The sequence below is a fragment of the Paenibacillus sp. J2R1T-4 genome (assembly GCF_059692235.1).
This window is the reverse complement of sequence record NZ_JCAUBA010000006.1, coordinates 285,463-305,059: the sequence shown is the minus strand read 5'-3', so window position 1 is coordinate 305,059 and position 19,597 is coordinate 285,463. Positions and strand designations below refer to the sequence as shown.

Annotated in this window: 15 protein-coding genes and 3 pseudogenes; 16 read left to right on the top strand and 2 right to left on the bottom strand. The window is 47.6% G+C overall.

Going from position 1 to position 19,597, the window contains the following annotated elements:
- The first annotated feature begins 70 nt into the window (after window positions 1-70).
- Both AC58QD_RS13470 and AC58QD_RS13465 read left to right on the top strand, forming a co-directional pair.
- Complete coding sequence (locus AC58QD_RS13470) at window positions 71-412, top strand: BC1872 family protein (protein ID WP_497333946.1); 342 nt, start codon at window positions 71-73, stop codon at window positions 410-412.
- Between the two features lie 129 nt (window positions 413-541).
- Window positions 542-909: pseudogene (locus tag AC58QD_RS13465) on the top strand (sigma factor-like helix-turn-helix DNA-binding protein); the annotation flags it as partial.
- Between the two features lie 153 nt (window positions 910-1,062).
- On the opposite strand, the gene AC58QD_RS13460 reads toward AC58QD_RS13465, so the two are convergent.
- The gene (locus AC58QD_RS13460; RefSeq protein WP_497333944.1) at window positions 1,063-1,584 is read right to left on the bottom strand and encodes an IclR family transcriptional regulator; all 522 of its coding nucleotides are present in this window, start codon (window positions 1,582-1,584) and stop codon (window positions 1,063-1,065) included.
- Window positions 1,585-1,875: 291 nt separating this feature from the next.
- On the opposite strand from AC58QD_RS13460, the pseudogene AC58QD_RS13455 reads away from it, so the two are divergent.
- The 12 genes and pseudogenes from AC58QD_RS13455 to AC58QD_RS13400 all read left to right on the top strand — a co-directional run.
- Window positions 1,876-2,811, top strand: a pseudogene (locus tag AC58QD_RS13455) (4-hydroxybenzoate 3-monooxygenase); the annotation flags it as partial.
- A gap of 53 nt (window positions 2,812-2,864) precedes the next feature.
- Window positions 2,865-2,939: pseudogene (locus AC58QD_RS13450) on the top strand (RNA polymerase subunit sigma-70); the annotation flags it as partial.
- Between the two features lie 259 nt (window positions 2,940-3,198).
- Window positions 3,199-5,475, top strand: a complete 2,277-nt coding sequence (locus tag AC58QD_RS13445; protein ID WP_497333942.1) for a helix-turn-helix domain-containing protein — start codon at window positions 3,199-3,201, stop codon at window positions 5,473-5,475.
- 184 nt (window positions 5,476-5,659) lie between these two features.
- Window positions 5,660-6,574: an ABC transporter permease gene (locus AC58QD_RS13440; RefSeq protein WP_497333940.1), complete on the top strand. Its 915-nt coding sequence runs from the start codon at window positions 5,660-5,662 to the stop codon at window positions 6,572-6,574.
- A 33-nt stretch (window positions 6,575-6,607) separates the two neighbouring features.
- Entirely contained in the window at window positions 6,608-7,483 is an 876-nt protein-coding gene (locus AC58QD_RS13435; RefSeq protein WP_497333938.1) for a carbohydrate ABC transporter permease, read from the top strand.
- Window positions 7,484-7,584: 101 nt separating this feature from the next.
- Window positions 7,585-9,258 carry an extracellular solute-binding protein gene (locus AC58QD_RS13430; RefSeq protein WP_497333936.1) on the top strand — a complete coding sequence of 558 codons (1,674 nt, stop codon included), beginning with the start codon at window positions 7,585-7,587 and terminating at the stop codon, window positions 9,256-9,258.
- Between the two features lie 183 nt (window positions 9,259-9,441).
- Complete coding sequence (locus tag AC58QD_RS13425) at window positions 9,442-10,416, top strand: hypothetical protein (protein ID WP_497333934.1); 975 nt, start codon at window positions 9,442-9,444, stop codon at window positions 10,414-10,416.
- Complete coding sequence (locus AC58QD_RS13420) at window positions 10,413-10,631, top strand: hypothetical protein (protein WP_497333932.1); 219 nt, start codon at window positions 10,413-10,415, stop codon at window positions 10,629-10,631. The genes AC58QD_RS13425 and AC58QD_RS13420 overlap by 4 nt, the downstream gene beginning before the upstream one ends.
- Before the next feature lie 240 nt (window positions 10,632-10,871).
- Window positions 10,872-11,156 (top strand): heterocycloanthracin/sonorensin family bacteriocin, encoded by a 285-nt coding sequence (locus AC58QD_RS13415; RefSeq protein ID WP_497333930.1) that lies wholly within the window; start codon window positions 10,872-10,874, stop codon window positions 11,154-11,156.
- Window positions 11,157-11,322: 166 nt separating this feature from the next.
- Window positions 11,323-13,263, top strand: a complete 1,941-nt coding sequence (locus AC58QD_RS13410) for a putative thiazole-containing bacteriocin maturation protein (RefSeq protein ID WP_497333994.1) — start codon at window positions 11,323-11,325, stop codon at window positions 13,261-13,263.
- The gene (locus AC58QD_RS13405; RefSeq protein ID WP_497333928.1) at window positions 13,260-15,203 is read left to right on the top strand and encodes a TOMM precursor leader peptide-binding protein; all 1,944 of its coding nucleotides are present in this window, start codon (window positions 13,260-13,262) and stop codon (window positions 15,201-15,203) included. Before AC58QD_RS13410 ends, AC58QD_RS13405 begins: the two co-directional genes overlap by 4 nt.
- Before the next feature lie 21 nt (window positions 15,204-15,224).
- Window positions 15,225-16,811, top strand: a complete 1,587-nt coding sequence (locus AC58QD_RS13400) for a SagB family peptide dehydrogenase (RefSeq protein ID WP_497333926.1) — start codon at window positions 15,225-15,227, stop codon at window positions 16,809-16,811.
- Here AC58QD_RS13400 and AC58QD_RS13395 read toward each other — a convergent pair.
- Window positions 16,800-17,393: a hypothetical protein gene (locus tag AC58QD_RS13395; RefSeq protein ID WP_497333924.1), complete on the bottom strand. Its 594-nt coding sequence runs from the start codon at window positions 17,391-17,393 to the stop codon at window positions 16,800-16,802. The two genes, AC58QD_RS13400 and AC58QD_RS13395, sit on opposite strands and share 12 nt — an antisense overlap.
- Window positions 17,394-17,730: 337 nt before the next feature.
- Here AC58QD_RS13395 and AC58QD_RS13390 point away from each other — a divergent pair, with 337 nt between their 5' ends.
- Together AC58QD_RS13390 and AC58QD_RS13385 are read left to right on the top strand one after the other, a co-directional pair.
- The gene (locus tag AC58QD_RS13390) at window positions 17,731-18,708 is read left to right on the top strand and encodes an ABC transporter permease (RefSeq protein ID WP_497333922.1); all 978 of its coding nucleotides are present in this window, start codon (window positions 17,731-17,733) and stop codon (window positions 18,706-18,708) included.
- Window positions 18,709-19,581, top strand: a complete 873-nt coding sequence (locus tag AC58QD_RS13385; RefSeq protein WP_497333920.1) for a carbohydrate ABC transporter permease — start codon at window positions 18,709-18,711, stop codon at window positions 19,579-19,581.
- Window positions 19,582-19,597 lie beyond the last annotated feature (16 nt).

Here is a 19,597-nt window from a genome sequence, read left to right as displayed (position 1 = left end):
GAATATTTTTAAATTTTCATTAGTATATTTGGTGATAATCTTGTCCAAAAAATTAACGGTGGGTGATTTAATGGAGAAAGATTATCCTCAAGAGGAATTAATAATAAATACCTTAATAGGTGAAAAGATTATGGGGTGGTCCTTAGTTGGGGATCACTGGATTTGTTGTGAGAATGAAATATCGGTATGGGATTTTAGACCGTTAATAAACATTAAGGATACATGGGTCATCGTTGAAAAAATGAAAGCATTAGGGTTTGGCTTTGTGCTAATCGATTCACCGAATGGAAATAAGTCGAAAGTTGTTACTGCCGACTTTGCGAACAATAATATGAGAATAATTGAAAGTGGATCAACTGCCCAGGAAGCAATATGTAAGGCAGCTCTAATCATTATGGGTGACTCAGCTTAACCGATTAGACTTAACAAAAATTTGACATGAAGTTTTTTAATTAGATATCGATGTAATTATATTGATTGGACATGCAATCTCCGTTAAGTTGGTACTAACGAGGCTCACTTGGACGGCTACACGTTTGACATTAGAATAGAGATCCTTATGCACTTGCGTTCGCTGAAAAAGACGCGTAAGGATGTTTCACTGCATGATCCAATCGGAACGGACAAGGAAGGTAATGAAATCACTTTGATCGATATCCTCGGCACGGAAGCCGACGATGTCGTCGACAAGGTACAGCTGAAGATAGAGAAGTCGAAAATATACAAAAACCTGGATATACTGGACGAGCGGGAAAAAGAAGTGGTCATCGGGCGTTTTGGCCTGGAGCATGGCGGGGAGGAGCGGACGCAATTGCCAAGGAGCTTGGGATCAGCCGCTCTTACGTGTCGCGGATCGAGAAACGAGCACTAATGAAGCTGTACCATGAGTTTTATAAGGTGAAGCGTTAGGTGTGATAGTGATGAGCTGTCACAAGGTGAGATTATCCCCTTAAATAGAAACATGCAGAGTAAGACTGTATGTTTCACTTAAGGGGGATTTTCTATTGGAGAAAAACGGAATACGAACAGGTACGATAGTAATATTTATGCATGACACGTCGGCTAGGTTAAATAACCAAGATTTTTAGATATTTCTTGGGCTACCTTTATTACTTTGTTTCTGATAGCAGTATGCTGATGTTTTTGTATCCTGTGTTTCGGCCCTACTAATGATACGGCGGCGATAACCTTGCGCGTGTAATCGCGAATGGGGGCTGCAAAGGAAACGACATCCTGTAAATATTCGCAATCGCTGTAACTAAATTCAGCTTGTTTGATCTCGATCAGTTCGTTTCGCAAGATTTCCGGATCAGTAATCGTATTAGGCGTGTAAGCTTCCAAGTTTTCCTGAAGCAGCTTGTCAACTGTCACCCTGTCTTGAAAAGCATAGAAAACTTTACCCGAACTGGTGCAATGAACCGGGTTTCGCCGTCCGACATATGACAAGATACGTACCGGATGAGAGCACTCGATTTGCTCTAGATAGACGACCTCATGATTTTCCAACACGGCAATATGTGCGGCTTCCCCTGTCTCGTTTACCAGATTCCTGAGGATCGGACGCGCCTCACGGGTTATCTCCAAGTTTGAAGTGACGATGCTGTTTAATGTAAGAATCCTTAACCCTAGCCTATATTTTGAGTTCCTGGATCCTTGATTACGAAGGACTCGCTGGCTAGAGTGCTTAATCATCGACTTATTGTGCTTTTTCCGAGCTGCAGCTCATTAGCTAAGTCGATCACTCTTTTTTCAGGTTCTTCAATTGTGAAGGAATTTAGGATCCGCAATGAATTTTTAACGGATGAGAGCAAGTAATCTCCTGTGGGTTTATCAGACATTTAAATCCCCCATTACATAAATGTCGCATATATAAGTCACCGTATCAACATACATGAGCTTACTGGCGGGAAGCATGTCACGGTTTATGCCCAGCATGAGGTTATCAAGGATTTAGTTGACGCGCGGTTCAAAGCCGGAGGAGAGATTGTGTTCAATGTTGGGGATGTAAGCCTACACGGTCTCGACACTCCGACGCCGCAAATTAGTTTCCGCAAGGAAAAGGACGGCATGCTTGAGAGTATCATTTGTGATTATATCGTCGGTTGTGACGGCTCTTGCGGTCAAACTCGGATGGCCATTCCTAGTACCACTCGCAAGGAATACCAGAAAGTTTACCCGTTCAGTTGGCTCGGAATTCTCATCGAAGCGCCGCCGTCAGCGCAAGAGCTGATCTATGCTAACCACGAGCGCGGTTTTGCTCTCCTTAGCACGCGTTCGCCCGAGATCCAACGTCTTTATCTCCAGGTCGACCCCAAGGATGACATTGCCAACTGGTCTGATGACCGGATTTGGGCGGAATTGCATGCGCGGCTTGAGACCAAGGATGGGTGGAAGCTGATCGAGGGCCCGCTCATTCAGAAAGGCATTCTCGCGATGCGCAGCTTTGTCTGTGACCCGATGCAACACGGCAGACTTTTCCTTGCCGGTGATGCGGCACACATCGTTCCGCCAACCGGCGCCAAAGGGCTCAACCTGGCTGTTGCGGATGTCCAGGTTCTGGCGCGAGGCTTGAATGACTTCTATATGTCCGGAAAAACCGAACTGCTCGAGAGTTACACCGCTACCTGTTTGCGCCGCATCTGGCTGGCGGAGCGATTCTCCGGATATATGACTTCCATGTTATACCGGCATTATGGTCATTCCCCATTCGAGCATCGCCTCCAGCTGGCCGAACTGGATTATGTGACATCCTCGCAAGCGGCATCGACCTGCCTTGCCGAGAATTACATCGGTTTGCCCATGGTGTTCTAGGAATGCAGCTTTTTACACCTTGGTTGCATATCTCGGAATCAGATAGTGGAGTCCGCTCTTATGTGTCGCGGATCGAGAAACGTGCACTAATGAAGCTGTACCATGAGTTTTATAAGGTGAAGCGGTGATAGTGAGAGGATGATCGTGCGGGTAAGCAAATAATCGGGGTATAGCATTTCGCCTGCGAGGAAGTTGGCAGTTATATGATTTGGTATGAACCGTATGCGCCGGATATGATCAGGCTGTCCCACGAGACACGAGGTGTCTATGGGGCAGCCCTTTGTTTTTGATTGGCGCATATAAGGGATAATGACAACACACCGCTTGCCCTAATTCATGTATAATGACTATATTAAAAAACGGTCCGTATAAATGAGGAGAGTCTCCGTGAAAGAGAAAATAACCAGTAACAAAATATGGTTGCGCCGTCTGCTGCTTTCTTATGTCTCTATTTTTCTCTTCATCGTTCCTCTTCTCATGTTTGCCTTACTAATGGCGTTCAGCGAATTGTCGCGCAAAAATGCGATCGAATCGAATGCCATTTTTACGAAACAAGTGCTTCAATCCGTCGACAATCAACTGCAACTGATCGACAATTCGATCACGAACGAGATCGCGGCCGACGAGACGCTGCTCGCGTTCTTTAACCCAAGCCTTCGCAATGATCGCTATTATTCGGGCTATTTGTCATCCGTCAGAGTGAAAAATTTGATGGCCACAATGCCGCTCATTGATTCCATCTACATGTACCGGCTATCGGACGGAACGGTGCAGACGCCTTATTCTGTGTCCACGCTGGATGCTTTTATCGATAAGCAAGCCATTTCAGACGCTTTGAAACAGCCCGTTTTGAATCGTTCTTGGTCGAATGTCCGTAAGGGCTATACCGAACAAAGTGAGCTGACGGATTACATCTCGCTGGCGCGAAATGTACCGCTCAATTCCGGCAATGACGGGGTTATCATTGTAAACGTTAAGCTACAGACTCTCAGCCGGTTCGTGCAGACATTAACGACGGCGAACTCGAATCATATCCGTATCAATGACCGTAGCGGCTCGCCGATCTATCACGATACGGGCGATAGTGGATCCGTCCTTACGAATATGCCATCGGACTATACCGGATGGACGATTTCTAGCGGGATCGCGGACGGCAATGTGTTCCGGTTCGTTTCGGCATTGTCGAATTATTGGCTTGCCGTTTGCATCGTGTTCTTTCTATGCGGAGCCCTATGGGTTGTAGTGGTATCCAAGACCAAATACAAGTCGATTCAATCGATCATGCAGCGAATTCAGGCATTCTCACAACAGAAAAGCGTTGAACTTTTTCGAAGAGGCGCCCAGGATGAATATAAGTTCATTGATACCGCGCTGGACCATATGATCGAGCAGTTCCATACGTTCCATAAACGGCATGAAGAGGACTTAGTTTACCGAAGGAGACATTTCTTTTTCGAATGGATCGAAGGGAACCGGCCGCTTACTCCGGAGAAGTGGCAGCAGGAGATGGTCAGCCTCGGCATGCCTCACCAGTTCACCACTTTGTGTGTGGCGGTAATCGAAATCAACAAATACGGCATGTTCACCGATACTTATTCGCCTCATGATCAAAGCTTGCTAAAGTTCATTTTATCCAGCGTAGTGAAGGAAATCGCCGAAACGAAGAACGTTACGATCTGGTCAGAATGGACGGCGAACGATCAATTAACCGTGCTGTATCAAATCACCGTCGTTTCGAGAGAAGAAAATCCGGAATCGATCGTGCGCGATTTGTCGGAGAAGCTACACCATTGGGTTGCCGCTTATCTCGATTTTGGCATTACGGTAGGGATTGGCTCGAGCGTCGACCGGATTGAGCTTGTACATGACGTTTGCGAGGAAGCTTTGAAGGCTCTCCAATATAAACCGTCGCTCGGTCAGGAGAACGTTATCGGTTATTGGCAAATTCCGCCTGGCGGGAAGCAGCAGTCGCTGGACCTTATTCATTACATTCGCGCCGAAGCCTATTCTCTCCGTACCGGGAAAGGCAAAAGGCTCGAACATTTTGAGCAGCTGTTTGCGGAAATTCGCACGGGTATATATATGCGGGAAGAATTGGCGAACCTGATCAGCTACATGATTTTTTTCCTGGATAAAGAGATTATGGAACTCCCTGCGGATGTGCAGGAGCTTTGGACAAGCGGTGCTGTCGAAAAGCTCCACAAAGCGGCGGCGAATTGGGATTCACTGGATGAGTTGCAGCAGGAGCTTCGTGGCATATTGATGGAGTTCGCGAATGAGATGGAAGCGCTTCGTGAAACGAAAAGCAATTACGCGCTTATACGCCAAATGAAAGTTTATTTGGAGGAGCACTACCCGAATCCGGATTTGTCATTGCTTCATCTGAGTGATGCGTTTGACTTCCAAATGAAAAACATCAGCCGTCTGTTTAAGGAAGAAATCGGTGAAAATTTCATCGATTATTTGTCCCGCATCCGCATTGAACGCGCGAAGGAACTTTTGCTTGAGACCGACCGTTCGATTCAGGAGATTACGATCCAGGTTGGCTACCTGCATCCGAATACGTTTATTCGATCGTTCAAAAAGCTGGCCGGCCAAACGCCCGGGGACTACCGGAAGGATGCTCGCACTCGCCTCATGTCCGGGAAATCCGTTGATCTGTAAATATTGTTGATCGCTGCGATCTCTGACGCATAAAGAACCGTCATCTACCAGGTTAATCTGGTGTATGGCGGTTCTTTTCTTTGCTCGTAATTTTTGTTGATCCGGCGAAAACGATCGATTGTACGGACAGATCGCCCGTTGTACAGTAAGAGACAGAAAAACGACAGAGAGAGGAAGCCAATGCATGCAACTAACCCGAAAGTTCGATAGGAAGCGTTTCCGTCAAAACATTCCGCTGCTTATCATGTTTGCCCCGGTCGTGGCGTTTTATCTTATTTTCAGATATGCGCCTATGGGAGGGCTCATTATCGCTTTTAAAGACTACAACCTGTTTGACGGCATGCTGCACAGCAAGTGGGTCGGATTCGATAATTTCCATAAGCTGTTCAATTCGCCGAATTCGCTTAAGATCATCCGCAACACATTGATTTTGAGCGCGCTGCAAATTTTTGTCGGGTTTCCGTTTCCTATCGCACTTGCCATTCTATTGAACGAGGCGAGGACGATGTGGTTTAAGAAAACCGTGCAGACGCTCGTTTATCTGCCCCATTTTTATTCATGGATTATCGTTGGAGGCATTGTCGTCAGTATTTTCGGTATCGAAGGGAGCTGGCTCAATCACTGGATTACCGGGCTGAAGGGGGAGCCGTTTCCGTTTCTATACAACATACAGTCATGGATCGCGATTTTTGTGGGCTCCAGCATATGGAAGGATATGGGCTTCAGCGCGATTATTTACATGGCGGCCATGTCGACCATCGATCCTTCCCTATACGAATCAGCCAGTATCGACGGCGCAAACAAATGGAGACGAATCATTCATATCACGATTCCGGGCATCATGCCTACTATCATGGTTATATTCATTCTCTCGATGGGTCGCGTTCTGGAAGTCGGATTCGATCAAGTGTATGTGCTGCAGAATCCCGCGGTGAAAGACATTGCCGACGTGATCAGCACCTATATTTACCGGGTCGGGCTGCAAGGAGCCCAATTCAGCTTGACTACGGCTATGGGCATGTTCGAGTCCGTCGTCGCGCTGATCCTCATCGTTACGGTGAACAGTATTGCAAGACGGTTCCAGCAAGGCTTATTTTAAACTATCAGAATTCTTGATCGGGAGAGAGTGAATATGCGCACATCCAATGGAGAAAGGCTGTTTTACGCCGTCAATTACATCGTTTTGGCGATCATCGCTTGTTCAAGTTTATTTCCGCTCCTGCACCTGTTTGCGCTTTCCATAAGCGACCCGTCCGCGGTTGAAACGGGAAAAGTCAATTTGTGGCCGGTAGGCATAAGTATGGAAACCTTTAACCTGCTGTTCAAAGGAACACCGATCGTGCATTCGTTTCTAAATAGCGTCAAGCTGACGGTCGTCGGCCTTATCCTTTGCATGGTCATGACCACTTGCGCCGCCTATCCGCTATCCCGTCCCTATTTTTACGCGCGCAGATGGTTTACGCTGGCCATGATCTTTACGATGATTTTTTCAGGAGGACTGATTCCATCGTATTTGATCGTGAAGAGCCTCGGCTTGATCAACACCTATTGGGCGATTTGGCTGCCCGCACTTGTCAGCACCTACAATATGCTTGTACTGCGCACTTATTTCGAGGGCATTCCTCCGGAGATTGACGAGGCGGCGCGAATGGACGGCTGCGGCGAATACCGGCTGCTGCTGCAAATCATTTTGCCTGTGTCGCTGCCCGTCATCGCCACGCTGACATTGTTTTACGGCGTAGCCTTCTGGAATGTGTTCGTGAGCATGCTGATCTATATCAACAGCACGGATAAATACAATTTGACGGTTCTGGTGCAGAAAATGATCCAAAATCAAAGCGCGCTTCAGCAAAGCTTGATCGTTCAGCCGGACGACCAAAGTCACATCGTGGAGGAGGGGGTTAAGGCGGCGGGGGTCATCGTGCTTATCGTACCTATGCTGCTGGTCTACCCGTTCTTGCAAAAATATTTTATCAAAGGCGTCATGATCGGATCCGTAAAAGGATAGGAATTCCCTTCCTGAAGGAGGTGATGCGAACCGCTAATGAAGGATGGAAGGCAAGGCTGTGCGAATAATACAATGAGGGAATCGAAAGGGGTATAACAAGCATGAAAAAGTGGATAGCAACATCAATAGGAGTATCTTTAACGGCCAGCCTGGTTCTTACGGCATGCAGCAGCAATACGACCAAATCAGACTCGACAAACGGCGCATCCGCAGCCCCGACAAATTCTGCCGCACCGGCTCCGGCGAAAAAAGCCGATCTCACCGTGTCCGTTTATGACCGTGGAAACATTCCGGCTGCCGAAGGAACGGCGGAGAACAACCGCTGGACCAAATGGATCAACGAGAACGGCCCTGTCAACGCCAAATTCGTACCGATCCCGCGCACCGAAGCGACGCAGAAATTCAACGTGCTGTTTGCTTCCGGCAGTGCGCCGGATGTCATTAACGAATTCGACGGCAATATCGTGAATCCGCTTATCGAACAAAAGCAGCTTCTGCCGCTGGATGATCTGATCGCCAAGAACAGCGTGGAATACAAAAAAATACTGCAGGATTATCCCGCATTGAAAAAAGCGACAACAAGTCCGGACGGGAAAATGTATAAAATCGGAAGGGTGTTGGAGGCGTTTCCGAGCTATGCCATTTTTATCCGTGCCGATTGGCTGAAAAAATTGAACCTGGAAGTTCCGAAAACGACCGAAGAGTTGTATAAAGTGGCAAAAGCATTTACAGAACAAGATCCGGATGGCGACGGCAAGAAGAATACGTACGGAATGGCGCTAAGCTATCGTTCCGATTTTGCGATCAGCATGATGTTCGGGGATCCGATCAACTCCTATGGACTCGTGAACGGTCAACCGAGCCGGGCATTCGAGAACGGGAAGATGGCGACTGAGTTCAAAAAGCGGTTGTTTGACGAAGGCCTGATCGATAAGGATTTTGTCAACGACAAGAATGGCGCCAAGGGGAGACAGGACTTTTTGAACGGGAGGCTGGGCATTTACCCGGTATTTGTAGGCAGTTGGTTCGACGCGACCGTCACCGATCTGCAAACGTTGAAAAAAACCGTCCCTGGCGCCGACGTCATTCCGATCGCCTTCCCGAAAAGTCCGGCCGGCGAGTTTATCCCCGATATCCAAAGTCCGGTTCAAGCGACGACCGCCATCAATGCCAATGCCAAGGATCCCGTGGCGGCGATCAAATATATCGACTTCATCAACCGTCCGGCAACAGGTACGGCATTGCTTTCGGGCTTGGAGGGCGTACATTACAACAAGGATGCGAACGCATGTCCGAAGGTCATCGATCCAGCGAAAAACACCGCAGAAGTCGCATGGGCAGGCGATTACGCGCAGTCGTTCTCCCGGTTGCTAACGGGTAAATGCTCGCTAATTGAAAACGGGTTCAATACGGACGTTCCCGAGCAAAAGGCAGGGCTCGAGCTGTATAAGAAAGCGCAATCGCTGTATCTCGACCCAAGCAAGCAATATCGTTTCGTTACCCTTCTCGATCAAATGCCGGCTTTGCCTAAGGACTTGCAAACGTCTTTTAATACCGTCAACAGCGATATTTCCAATATTTGGCTGAAATCGGTATTGAGCGGCGATAAATATTCCGTCGAGCAAGCCTATAAAGACGTTACAAGCGCATGGGACAAAGCGGACGGCAAACAAATCGACGATTTCATGATCAAATGGTATAAAGAAAGCCAGAGCACCAGCTTTACGATAAAAGATCTATGGGACACCGTTGCCAAGCAGAAGCAAATGAAATAAATGATCGGCGATTGATGGCGTAAGTAGCAGGAGCGGGACAACAATTCTTATGAGTTTTATAAGGTGAAGCGGTGATTTTCTCCATTCTGTAGATTTGTCATTTTGTGTCTTTACAATAACATAATTTGTCCCTTATATTATATGAATTACGGAAGTTTTCATAAAATATGGGGGACTTTTTGCATGAGAAAACAAGTTCAGTTCTGGACGAATGTTAGAGATGATATGGCTAAGAGTCCAACGAGGTCATTAATCGTAGCAGCCATTCTTATTATCATAGGGATGTTTACAGGAGTCGTAACCAACAAAATATCCGAAGTGGATACGCTTTGGAAGCAATATGTAATTACAGGATCTGCAGGGCTTTCAATTGTTCTGTGCGGGATATTTTTCATGGTCCCCTATTTTCAATTTAGATGGCGGTATCGTTTTATTGAGGATCAAGAGAAGGTGCTGGTCAATAAGCTTGTAAAAATAAATAACAAGTCTAAAAGTATTATACGAACGACTGACGGTATTCTGGCCTTTCAATTGTTTGCTGTAGAAAAGCATACAAACGATACGGACATTAAGTTTATGTATCAAAAATTGATTTCCAACAAAAGTAAGGGTGGGGATATCTCGAAATTTAAGAAAAGTAAAGTGGATGTTCCAATAGAATTATTTGATGAGTTGTTACACTTATATAAAAATAAAACGTTACGAGGGGACTATGGCTCCTATTTAAATGCATTAGTCTACCAATTGTTGAAAGATTGGGGCAACTCTCCTATTGATCCTGTTATACTCAGTGCCATGAATAACTGGGGCGCAACAGTGAATGAAAATGAGCGAATAACAGGTATCCACTATATTACTATTTTTGATATTACACCAGTTGTTAATCTGAATGAAAACCAAGATTTTATGGATGCCATTCATGAGTACGAGTATTCCGGAAAAAAGAAGGATCATGGATGGCGAAAATACTATTCATTACGTATCGTATTAGATGGAGGCGTGGCAGGATTTTCTCATTATACAGCCTTAGTTATTGCGAATGATAAACTTATCGATAAACATGGTGTATATGTTATAATGAAAGAAATATTGTGCGAACATAAATATCTCCTCAAGGATACGCAACATTTTTGGTCGGCTAGGAGGAAAAGACTATGAGGCTTACAAAACGCATCGGACTATTGCTTTCACGAAGTTTTGGCGCTAAAAAAATTACAGTACGTGAAATGTACAACAGGAATGAACAGTATATCAAGCAATCAATCTCCCCAGTCATGATTAATGAAGGACTAGAGAGACAATGGAAAAGGTTACATGACCGTGAATTCCAACTTAAAGAACTAAAGGAACATTTCGGAACGAGCAAAAAATAAGTACAAATGTTGATTAATTGACTTATCGGTACAGAAAGTTTGAACCGGTATTTTTTTTGCGCCATCAGCGCTTTAGATGAACCACCAACTTGCTTTCCTCCTACTTTTGTAGGGGGATTTTTTGTTCCTTTCGAATTGTTTAACTTTTAAGTGTCTGTAAACAGGAACACTAGCGGAGAAGATTTCATAGCATATTGCAGAGCATTTGCAAGTTCAAATAATGAATTGGAGGTTTTATTAATGACGGATTTCAAAAAGGATCTTCAGAAACTGAAAGTTAGCGATTTCAATGCAAGCGGTATTACGCCAACGGCGGGTCAAGGTCAGAACGATCCTGAAGGCGCTCGCCTTTGTGTTGGATTTGGCTTCGGTTTTTGCGTAGGCTTTTGCAGCAATTGTTTTTTCCAATGCTTTAACTGCGTCCGTTGCAGCAATTGTTTCCAATGCAGTAACTGTGTCCGTTGCAGTAACTGTGTCCGTTGCAGCAACTGTGTCCGATGCGGAAACTGTGCCCGTTGCCACTAATTTTTTGAAGAAATGTATCACTTTCTGAGTTAAGAGACGCCCCCGCAAGCTCGAGCTGGAGGGGCGTCTCTTTATTTTTTGGCATGAGGGACAAATCGTAATACATACCATTAGATGGAGAATGACTTGTGAAATGTTTGAGGGGGGATGATAGTTGAATTCTTCTATGCGTCTGAAAGTGAAAGGGGATACGTTTTTTCTCCCTGATCCAAATGGAGGCGTCTATTTCCGGAACAATGTGGGCTCGCTTCGAATGGAAGGCAGCACAATCGATCAATGGATTGAAAAATTGATACCGGTGTTTAATGGCGAGCATACGATGGAAGATTTGACGGAAGGGCTGCCAGACGAATACCAGAGGCGGATCTATGAAATCGCGGAAGTGTTGTATGGAAATGGTTTTGTCCGGGATGTGAGTGAAGACCGTCAGCATCAATTATCGGATGAGGTACTCCAAAAGTATGCTTCTCAAATCGGATTTTTGGATAGTTTTGGCGGTTCGGGCGCATACCGTTTTCAGTCTTATCGTCAGGGAAAAGTATTGGCGGTCGGTTCCGGTCCGTTTTTTGTCTCGCTCTTCGCGGCTTTGTTGGATTCCGGATTACCCCAATTCCACATGCTGATCACAGACCCGATCACGACTAATCGGCAGCGGTTGTCGGAGCTCGTGGCGCATACACGTAATTCGGATCCTGAGGTCGAGGTGGAGGAGATCTGCCTGCCGAAGGAGGGTGGTATGGCTTGGCGTGAGGTTGTGCAGTCGTTTGATTGCGTACTGTTCGTATCGCAGGAGGGTAATGTCGAAGACTTGCGGACGCTTCATGAGGCTTGCAGGCAGGAGAAGAAGGTGCTGCTCCCCGCCATGTTTCTGCAGCAAACGGGTATAGCGGGGCCGCTGGTGCATCCGGATTCGGAAGGCTGCTTAGAGTCGGCTTGGCGCCGCGTACACCATGCTGCGCTCTGCAGGGATCCCGTGCTGCATGCCGCCTCCTCTACGGCTGAAGCGATGCTTGCGAACGTGATCGTATTTGAATGGTTAAAAACGGCTACAGGAGTGACGGATTCGGAACTTAAAAATAAGTTGTTCCTGCTGAATCTGGAGACGTTGGAAGGAAGCTGGCATTCGTTCCTGCCTCATCCACTCGTAAACGGACGCCCAACAGCCGAGCGGGTGCCGGACTTCGATTTACGGCTCGAAGAGAATCTGGGCAAAGAGGAGTCGAACGGAATGATACCTTTCTTCAGCCGATTGACATCGGCAGAAACGGGCATCTTCCATAGTTGGGAGGAGGGAGATCTGAAGCAGCTCCCGCTCTCTCTGTGCCGTGTGCAGGCAGCTGATCCGTTGTCTGAAGGACCTGCAGGGCTGCTGCCGGAAATCGTCTGCTCAGGGTTAACTCATACAGAGGCTCGGAGGGAAGCTGGGCTGGCCGGGATCGAAGCGTACGTGTCGCGAATGGCCGATTTATACGAGACGAAGCTTCCTTTTCATCTGGAATTCGGGAGCCCGATTCAGCCGTTCGAATATATAGGGGTCGGTGCGGGGGAAACGGTTGCGGAAGGCATTTGTCGCGGGTTACAAAAGTGTTTGGCTGAGGAACTGGGCAGGCAGCTGCAAGCTCGTGAGCCTTCTGTATTACGGGTACGGCTTACTACGGTAGAAGATGAACGATGTCGCTATTATTTGGAAGCATTGACTACTATGAAGGGAGCGCCGGAAATTGGTTTGGGGGAGGAAGTGACAGGATTCCCTCTGGTATGGGTCGGTACAAACGGTTGTTGGTACGGCAGTGTCGGCTTGAATCGTACATTGGCGTTGCGAAAGGCGCTGCAGCAAGCGCTGCTGAAGGCTCAAAATCCAGACGCGATTCTAACAACGGATGCATATGAGATTTCGTCCGTAAAAGTGGAACGAGATGTGATGCAGGGTATAGCCATCCATGCGTATGAAGAGGCGGAGCATACAGAGGTTCTGCAGGCAGTTAAGCATATTCTGAAAAGGAAGCAGAAGGGTTTATTGGTCTTCGATCTGGCTTCAGAACCATTCATGAAAGAGGAGCTGGCAGGAGTGTTTGGCGTGTCGCTGCGAGAGGAGGAGTGCCAGTGAACGCTATCGTTGCAGTAATCGGAGAAGGGCTGCTCACGGATATTGTGTGTGAGGAGCTGTCCAACCATTATGAGCTTGTTCGTCAGTCCGATTTCGGAACCGGTGTGCCAGAAGCAGTTGAATTGGCGTTGGTGTTGAACGATGCGTGGAATCCTTCCATTCATCTCCAAGCAGAAGAAGTGTTCCAACAGACCGAAACGTCTTGGCTTCGCGGCTTTGTTGCATTTGGCGAGGGCGTGGTCGGGCCACTGATTCGCCCGGGTAAGCCGGGATGCTCCCAGTGCGCGGACCTGCGGAGCTTAATGGCAGGTAACGACCGCAAAGAAACGTGGCAACTGCGTGAGAAGTTATCGGCGAATGAGGGAATACCGAGTGAGCCGTGGGCCTCTCGCTCGGGACTCAGGCAGGTGGCTCACCTTCTTGTGGCGGAAGCTCAGAGGGTATTGCAAGGTCGGCGGGCTCAAACGGAAGGCCGGGTGTTCTTGGTCAATCTGCAGTCGCTGAAAAGCTCGCGTCATCTCTTTTTGCCTGATCCGCTATGTCCGGTCTGCAGCCGATTGCCCGACGATTCCGCTGCAGCGGCCCGTATCTCGCTTAAACCAAGTCCAAAGATCAGCGTCGATAGTTACCGGTGCCGTCCGATGGATGATCTGAAGGGAGTGCTGGCCGAAGAGTATCTGGATTCTCGGACGGGCTTCTTGAACGGCAAAATGCTTGACCTCGTGTCACCTTTTGCCGATTCGAGCATTAATCTCCCGTTATTCTCGGGGGATGAGGGATGTGCAGGCCGGACTCATTCCTATGCGGATAGCGAAGTGACGGCGATCTTAGAGGGCCTGGAGCGTTACTGCGGTCTATCTCCCCGAGGCAAAAGGACAGTGGTCTACGATAGTTTCAACAATTTGAAAGAGCAAGCGTTTGATCCTCTACAGGTTGGTGTACACGAAAAGGAACAGTATGAGAGGCCAGATTTTCCGTTCCAGCCGTTTGACCCCAACCGGTCGATCAATTGGGTATGGGGTTACTCGTTTTTGCAGGAGCGTCCGATTCTCGTGCCGGAGCTGCTCGCTTACTACAGTTCGGGCTGCGGCCAAGGTTTTGTCTATGAGACTTCCAACGGCTGCGCATTAGGCGGCAGTTTGGAGGAAGCGATTTTCTACGGTATTTTGGAAGTGGTGGAGCGCGATTCGTTCCTTTTGACCTGGTACGCACAGTTGCCACTTCCGCGGCTTGATCCGTATTCGGCCGATGATCGGGAATTGGATTTGATGGTCGAGCGATTGCGGGCGGTTGCGGGATATGATGTTCACTTCTATAACTCGACGATGGAGCATGGAATTCCAAGTGTTTGGGTTGTGGCTAAAAACAGGAAGCAAAAGGGAGTGAATATCATCTGCGCGGCCGGAGCTCATCCGGACCCTGTGCGTGCGGTGAAAGGTGCGATCCACGAGGTTGCGGCCATGTTGATGACGTTCAGCGAGAAATTCGAAGCGAACCGGGAGCAGTACGAACGAATGCTTCACGATCCGTTCCAGGTACGGGACATGGAGGACCACTCCATGTTGTACAGCTTGCCGCAAGCAGAGGAACGCCTCCAATTTTTATTGGATGAAGATCGTCCGTTGCGAACATTTAACGAGGAATTCAAGCCAAAGGTCAGGTATGCCGATCTGACCGACGATCTGAACTTGTTCCTCCAGACGTTCCGCCGATTGAACCTGGATGTGATCGTCGTGGACCAGTCGACACCAGAGACTAAGCGAAACGGACTGTATTGTGTGAAAGTGCTGATTCCAGGCATGCTGCCGATGACATTCGGACAGCATCTTATCCGTTTGACTGGGCTCGAGAGGGTGTTAACAGTGCCAGTGGAACTAGGATATGCGCAAGAGCCGCTGACACCTGAACAGCTCAATCCGCACCCGCATCCGTTTCCATGAAACTTTTAGGGGGGATACAGGATGAGTCTGAAAGCATTTCTGCACCAGCTGCATTTTGACCCTGACAAGGTCAAACCCCCGGACTGGGAGGCGGATTGGGAAGACTCACCGCTTCCATATAAGCTATATCGCGGCTTGCCGACCACCCAATTGTCTGCGGAAGTGCCGCTGACGCTGGATGGAGGGGAAGCGCCCGAGAATCCGCAGCTTCGAAGTATCAGTCACTTTCTCTGGTACGTATATGGGCTCACGCAAGTGAGTCAGTCTGTTCTTGTCCCTGACTCCACTGAGGAAGAAGCGGGAGTATTCTTACATCAGATTTACCGACGCTTCATTCCTTCCGGAGGAGGATTATATCCAAACGAACTGTACATTTATTTGAAAATGGAGGATTTGCCAGCAGGCGTTTACCATTATGATGTGGCGCACCACCGTTTGATATTGTTGCGTGAAGGCAACTTTGACTCTTATCTGGCCACGGCTCTAGGAGACCGCTGTGACGTGTCGTCTTGTTTCGGCGTCGCTTTTGTTACGACCTTATTTTGGAAAAATTTTTTCAAATATAATAACTTTGCCTATCGCCTTCAAGGGCTGGACGCCGGCGTACTGATCGGGCAACTCCTGGAAGTGGCGAAACGTTTTGAATTTGCGACCGGTGTGTACTTTCAGTTTCTTGACCAGGCCGTCAATCATCTGCTCGGGTTAACTCAGGAGGAAGAGAGCGTATATGCGGTTGTTCCGCTATCGGCAGAGCCTGTGATGAATTGGGTTGCCTGTAGAAATAACGATAACCGAATGATCTCTGCATCCGAATTGTGTCAGGAGCTGCCGACGGTCCGGCATGATCATTACGTCAGGTCACAGAGGATAAGGCCGTATCCGACGCTGATCGAGATGAACGAAGCATCTCTTCAGGATTCTGTGCAATTGTTCAAGCAGATCAAACGGGAGAATGACATGACTAATGGGGAGGATGTGTACGCTTTACCTCGCGTGGATAGGTTGTCCTATGATTTGGCATCGGCTTGCCGTAAACGGCATTCGCCAGAAGGGGATTACGTCTTACGCGAAGTCAGCCAATCTCAGTTGGCCGCTCTATTACAAGAGGCGACCTTGTCATTCCGATATCGCAATGATATGGACGGAGCGCAAGAAAGACCTGTGCCTCGTGTTGACTTATATGGCTGTTTCTATGGCGTCCAAGGCATTCCAGATGGCGCCTATCGCTATGACAGCGACGCTCATGTGCTACGACAGGTACGTCCCGGAGATCATCGGTCTTGGCTGCAGCAAGGAATGTCTCTTGATAATATCAATCTATTTCAAGTGCCGCTTTGCTTTCACGTGGCAGGAGACAGGAACAACCTCCAATCACAGCTTGGGTATCGAGGCTACCGCATCCAACAAATGGAGGCTGGAATGCACGTTCAACGTTTATTGTTGGCCGCATATGCGCTTGGGTTTGGGGGACGCCCGCTTCTCGGATTTGATGCGAATACTAGCGATGATATCTACAAGCTGGCTCCTCAGGGAACAACCAGCCTGATCCAAATTCCGGTTGGTCCTTATCGTGGGCGTTCTCGGTTGGAGGGAAGTTTAGGTTGTTAAGATTATGCTATTCTTCACTTCATGAAATCTATGGAACTCCCTTGTCAAATATTTAATTTTTTTTTCGATTTTCCTGGTTTTAGCTGGATGGTTACTCTCAAGAATATGATCAATATAACGGTCAAGTGTTTCTTTTAGTTCGAGTATCCAGAAGGGGTAGTGGTACGGTTTCTGATCCTCCAAATCCAAGGCAAATGCTTCTGACAAATGGCGAATATTCGGAATCTTAATCCACTCATCCATTCTGAATTCGGAAGGCGTGAAATCCCTGCGATATTCTTGCCCAGGCACTTGCTCCCAGAATTTATACCATTCCTTGATTAATCCAGCCTCATAATAAATAAACTTCAGAAAACCGCATAACCAGGCCGTACAGCTTGTATTCCTTTGTTGACAACCGACTCCATCTTCTAAAAAACGGCAACCCGAACAGCAAGAAGCACCGCTAGAGATACAAACCTTGCAAATATGATCGGCACCAACACCAGATAAATGCTCCAGTCCAGTATTCATTACCTTGAGTCTGGTTGAAAGAGGCTCTACTGTATGGTTGGCCGTACACATATTCTCGGTTGAAGACATACATTTACCTCCTTCAAAAATTTTTATAAATTCATATATCTGAATATATAAATATTAATTGCTATACTTATACTTTACTACAATATTGTTATGTATGGTATTTAAATGAATATTAGTGCTTCGGGGACATGTGAGTAGCATGTCCCTTTGGCCTGTTTATTAGGCCTCTAACAAAAAAGGAATGCAATCACAAAAAATGAAGGGTCTCCAAAATGGATAAGGAGTCGTGTAACAAAAAGTGATGATTTGTTTCCATTTCCGCATCTGCTACCTTCAATGTAATGGCAAATCGGCCAGATCTGCATCACTAATAACAGAGATATCAAGGAGGGAGTCTATGGATTCGTCAGCCAGGCAGCAGAACATTCTTTCAACCGCAGCGACCGTTGCAGCCGGGCCTCGCAGAAAAATACCGCCTTGGCGGAAGCAATGGAGCAGGGATAAATATTTATATCTTTTGCTTGTTCCGGTCGCGTTGTATTTCTTGATCTTTAAATACGCGCCGTTGTTCGGCGAGATCATTGCATTCAAAAATTATCGTTTGATGGAAGGCATTTGGGGCAGCCCCTGGGTCGGGCTCGATCAATTTCGAAAGCTTTTCACGAGCCGCGATTTCCTTCAAATACTGAGGAATACGCTGCTTCTCAACTTGTACAGTCTAGTGTTTGCATTTCCTGTTCCGATCCTCTTGGCTCTGATGCTGAATGAGCTTCGCTCAGAATGGTACAAGCGGGTTTTGCAAAATTTCCTGTATATTCCGCATTTCATGTCATGGATCGTGTTAGGCAGCATCATTACTGCCTTATTGTCTCCTAGTACGGGGGTTGTGAATTCGATTCTGAAGCTGTTCGGGTTGGAGCCGATTTACTTCATGGCCAGCACATTCTGGTGGCCGATCTCATTTGTTGGATCGAGCATCTGGAGGGAAGCAGGATTCGGAACGATTCTGTACCTGGCTGCAATGGCGTCCATCAGCTCGCATTTGTATGAAGCGGCTGCGATCGACGGGGCGAACAAATGGCGGCAAATCTGGCATGTGACGCTGCCAGGCATCCGCAGCACAGTGGCCATTCTTCTCGTCCTGCAAATGGGACGTATGATGGATGTTGGATTCGAGCAGGTGTTTGCACTGCAAAACTCAGCTGTCGGGAGCGTCTCCGAAGTTATCAGTACGTATGTATACAGTCGCGGGATTGTCGGGCTGCAGTATAGCTATACTACCGCGCTCGGGCTATTCCAATCGATTGTGTCCCTGGTGCTGGTGGTCTTTGTCAACCGCTTGATTCGGGCCATGGGCGAGAGGGGGTTGTGGTAAATGGTTAGCTCTTCGCGGTGGTTTCGATGGTTGAATGCAGGTTTGCTTGCCATCATTGCTTGTGCAACATTGTTTCCATTCATAAATATTCTAGCCGTTTCCATGAGCAGCAGCCGTGCCATTAATGCGGGTGAAGTTTCACTATGGCCCATTGAGTTCAGCTTGGATGCCTATATCAACTTGATGGAAGACGGGCAACTGTTTGTAGCGATGAAGAATACGGTGATCATTACGGTGGTTGGCACCGCTCTGAACATGTTGCTCACCATTCTGGCCGCATATCCGTTATCCAAACGGCGTTTGAAGGGGCGCAACGTCATGTTGATGGCCGTTCTGTTCACGATGCTGTTCGGAGGCGGACTCATCCCTAACTTTCTGTTAATCAATTCGTTAGGCTTGATCAACTCCTATTGGGGACTTTGGTTGCCTGCGTTAATCAGCGCTTACAATATGTTTGTCATGAAGTCATTTTTCGAGGGATTGCCCGAAGAATTAGAGGAATCGGCCTCTATTGATGGAGCCAAAGATCTAACTATTTTATGGAAAATCATTCTTCCCCTATCGCTGCCGGTCATTGCAGCCCTAACGTTATTTTATGCGGTGGGCTGGTGGAATTCTTACTTCAACGTGCTGATCTACATCAAAAGCACTGACAAGCTGTCTCTAACCGTAAAGCTGTATCAAATGCTGCAGAACATCAGCTCCGATCTGCTCAGCACGACGAATGGAGAAGGGGTTACACAGGCCACCATTACACCTGAAGGTGTACGCGCCTCAGCTATTATTATAGCGATTTTGCCGATTCTGTGCGTATATCCGTTCTTGCAAAAGCACTTTGTCAAAGGGGTCCTGATGGGCTCCGTTAAAGGATAAGTTCATATAGGCCTTG

Coding starts and splice junctions, on each gene's coding strand:
- AC58QD_RS13470 (WP_497333946.1), top strand. CDS start 71: ATGGAGAAAGATTATCCTCAAGAGGAATTAATAATAAATACCTTAATA.
- AC58QD_RS13440 (WP_497333940.1), top strand. CDS start 5,660: ATGCAACTAACCCGAAAGTTCGATAGGAAGCGTTTCCGTCAAAACATT.
- AC58QD_RS13435 (WP_497333938.1), top strand. CDS start 6,608: ATGCGCACATCCAATGGAGAAAGGCTGTTTTACGCCGTCAATTACATC.
- AC58QD_RS13430 (WP_497333936.1), top strand. CDS start 7,585: ATGAAAAAGTGGATAGCAACATCAATAGGAGTATCTTTAACGGCCAGC.
- AC58QD_RS13425 (WP_497333934.1), top strand. CDS start 9,442: ATGAGAAAACAAGTTCAGTTCTGGACGAATGTTAGAGATGATATGGCT.
- AC58QD_RS13420 (WP_497333932.1), top strand. CDS start 10,413: ATGAGGCTTACAAAACGCATCGGACTATTGCTTTCACGAAGTTTTGGC.
- AC58QD_RS13415 (WP_497333930.1), top strand. CDS start 10,872: ATGACGGATTTCAAAAAGGATCTTCAGAAACTGAAAGTTAGCGATTTC.
- AC58QD_RS13410 (WP_497333994.1), top strand. CDS start 11,323: ATGCGTCTGAAAGTGAAAGGGGATACGTTTTTTCTCCCTGATCCAAAT.
- AC58QD_RS13400 (WP_497333926.1), top strand. CDS start 15,225: ATGAGTCTGAAAGCATTTCTGCACCAGCTGCATTTTGACCCTGACAAG.
- AC58QD_RS13395 (WP_497333924.1), bottom strand. CDS start 17,393: ATGTCTTCAACCGAGAATATGTGTACGGCCAACCATACAGTAGAGCCT.
- AC58QD_RS13390 (WP_497333922.1), top strand. CDS start 17,731: ATGGATTCGTCAGCCAGGCAGCAGAACATTCTTTCAACCGCAGCGACC.
- AC58QD_RS13385 (WP_497333920.1), top strand. CDS start 18,709: ATGGTTAGCTCTTCGCGGTGGTTTCGATGGTTGAATGCAGGTTTGCTT.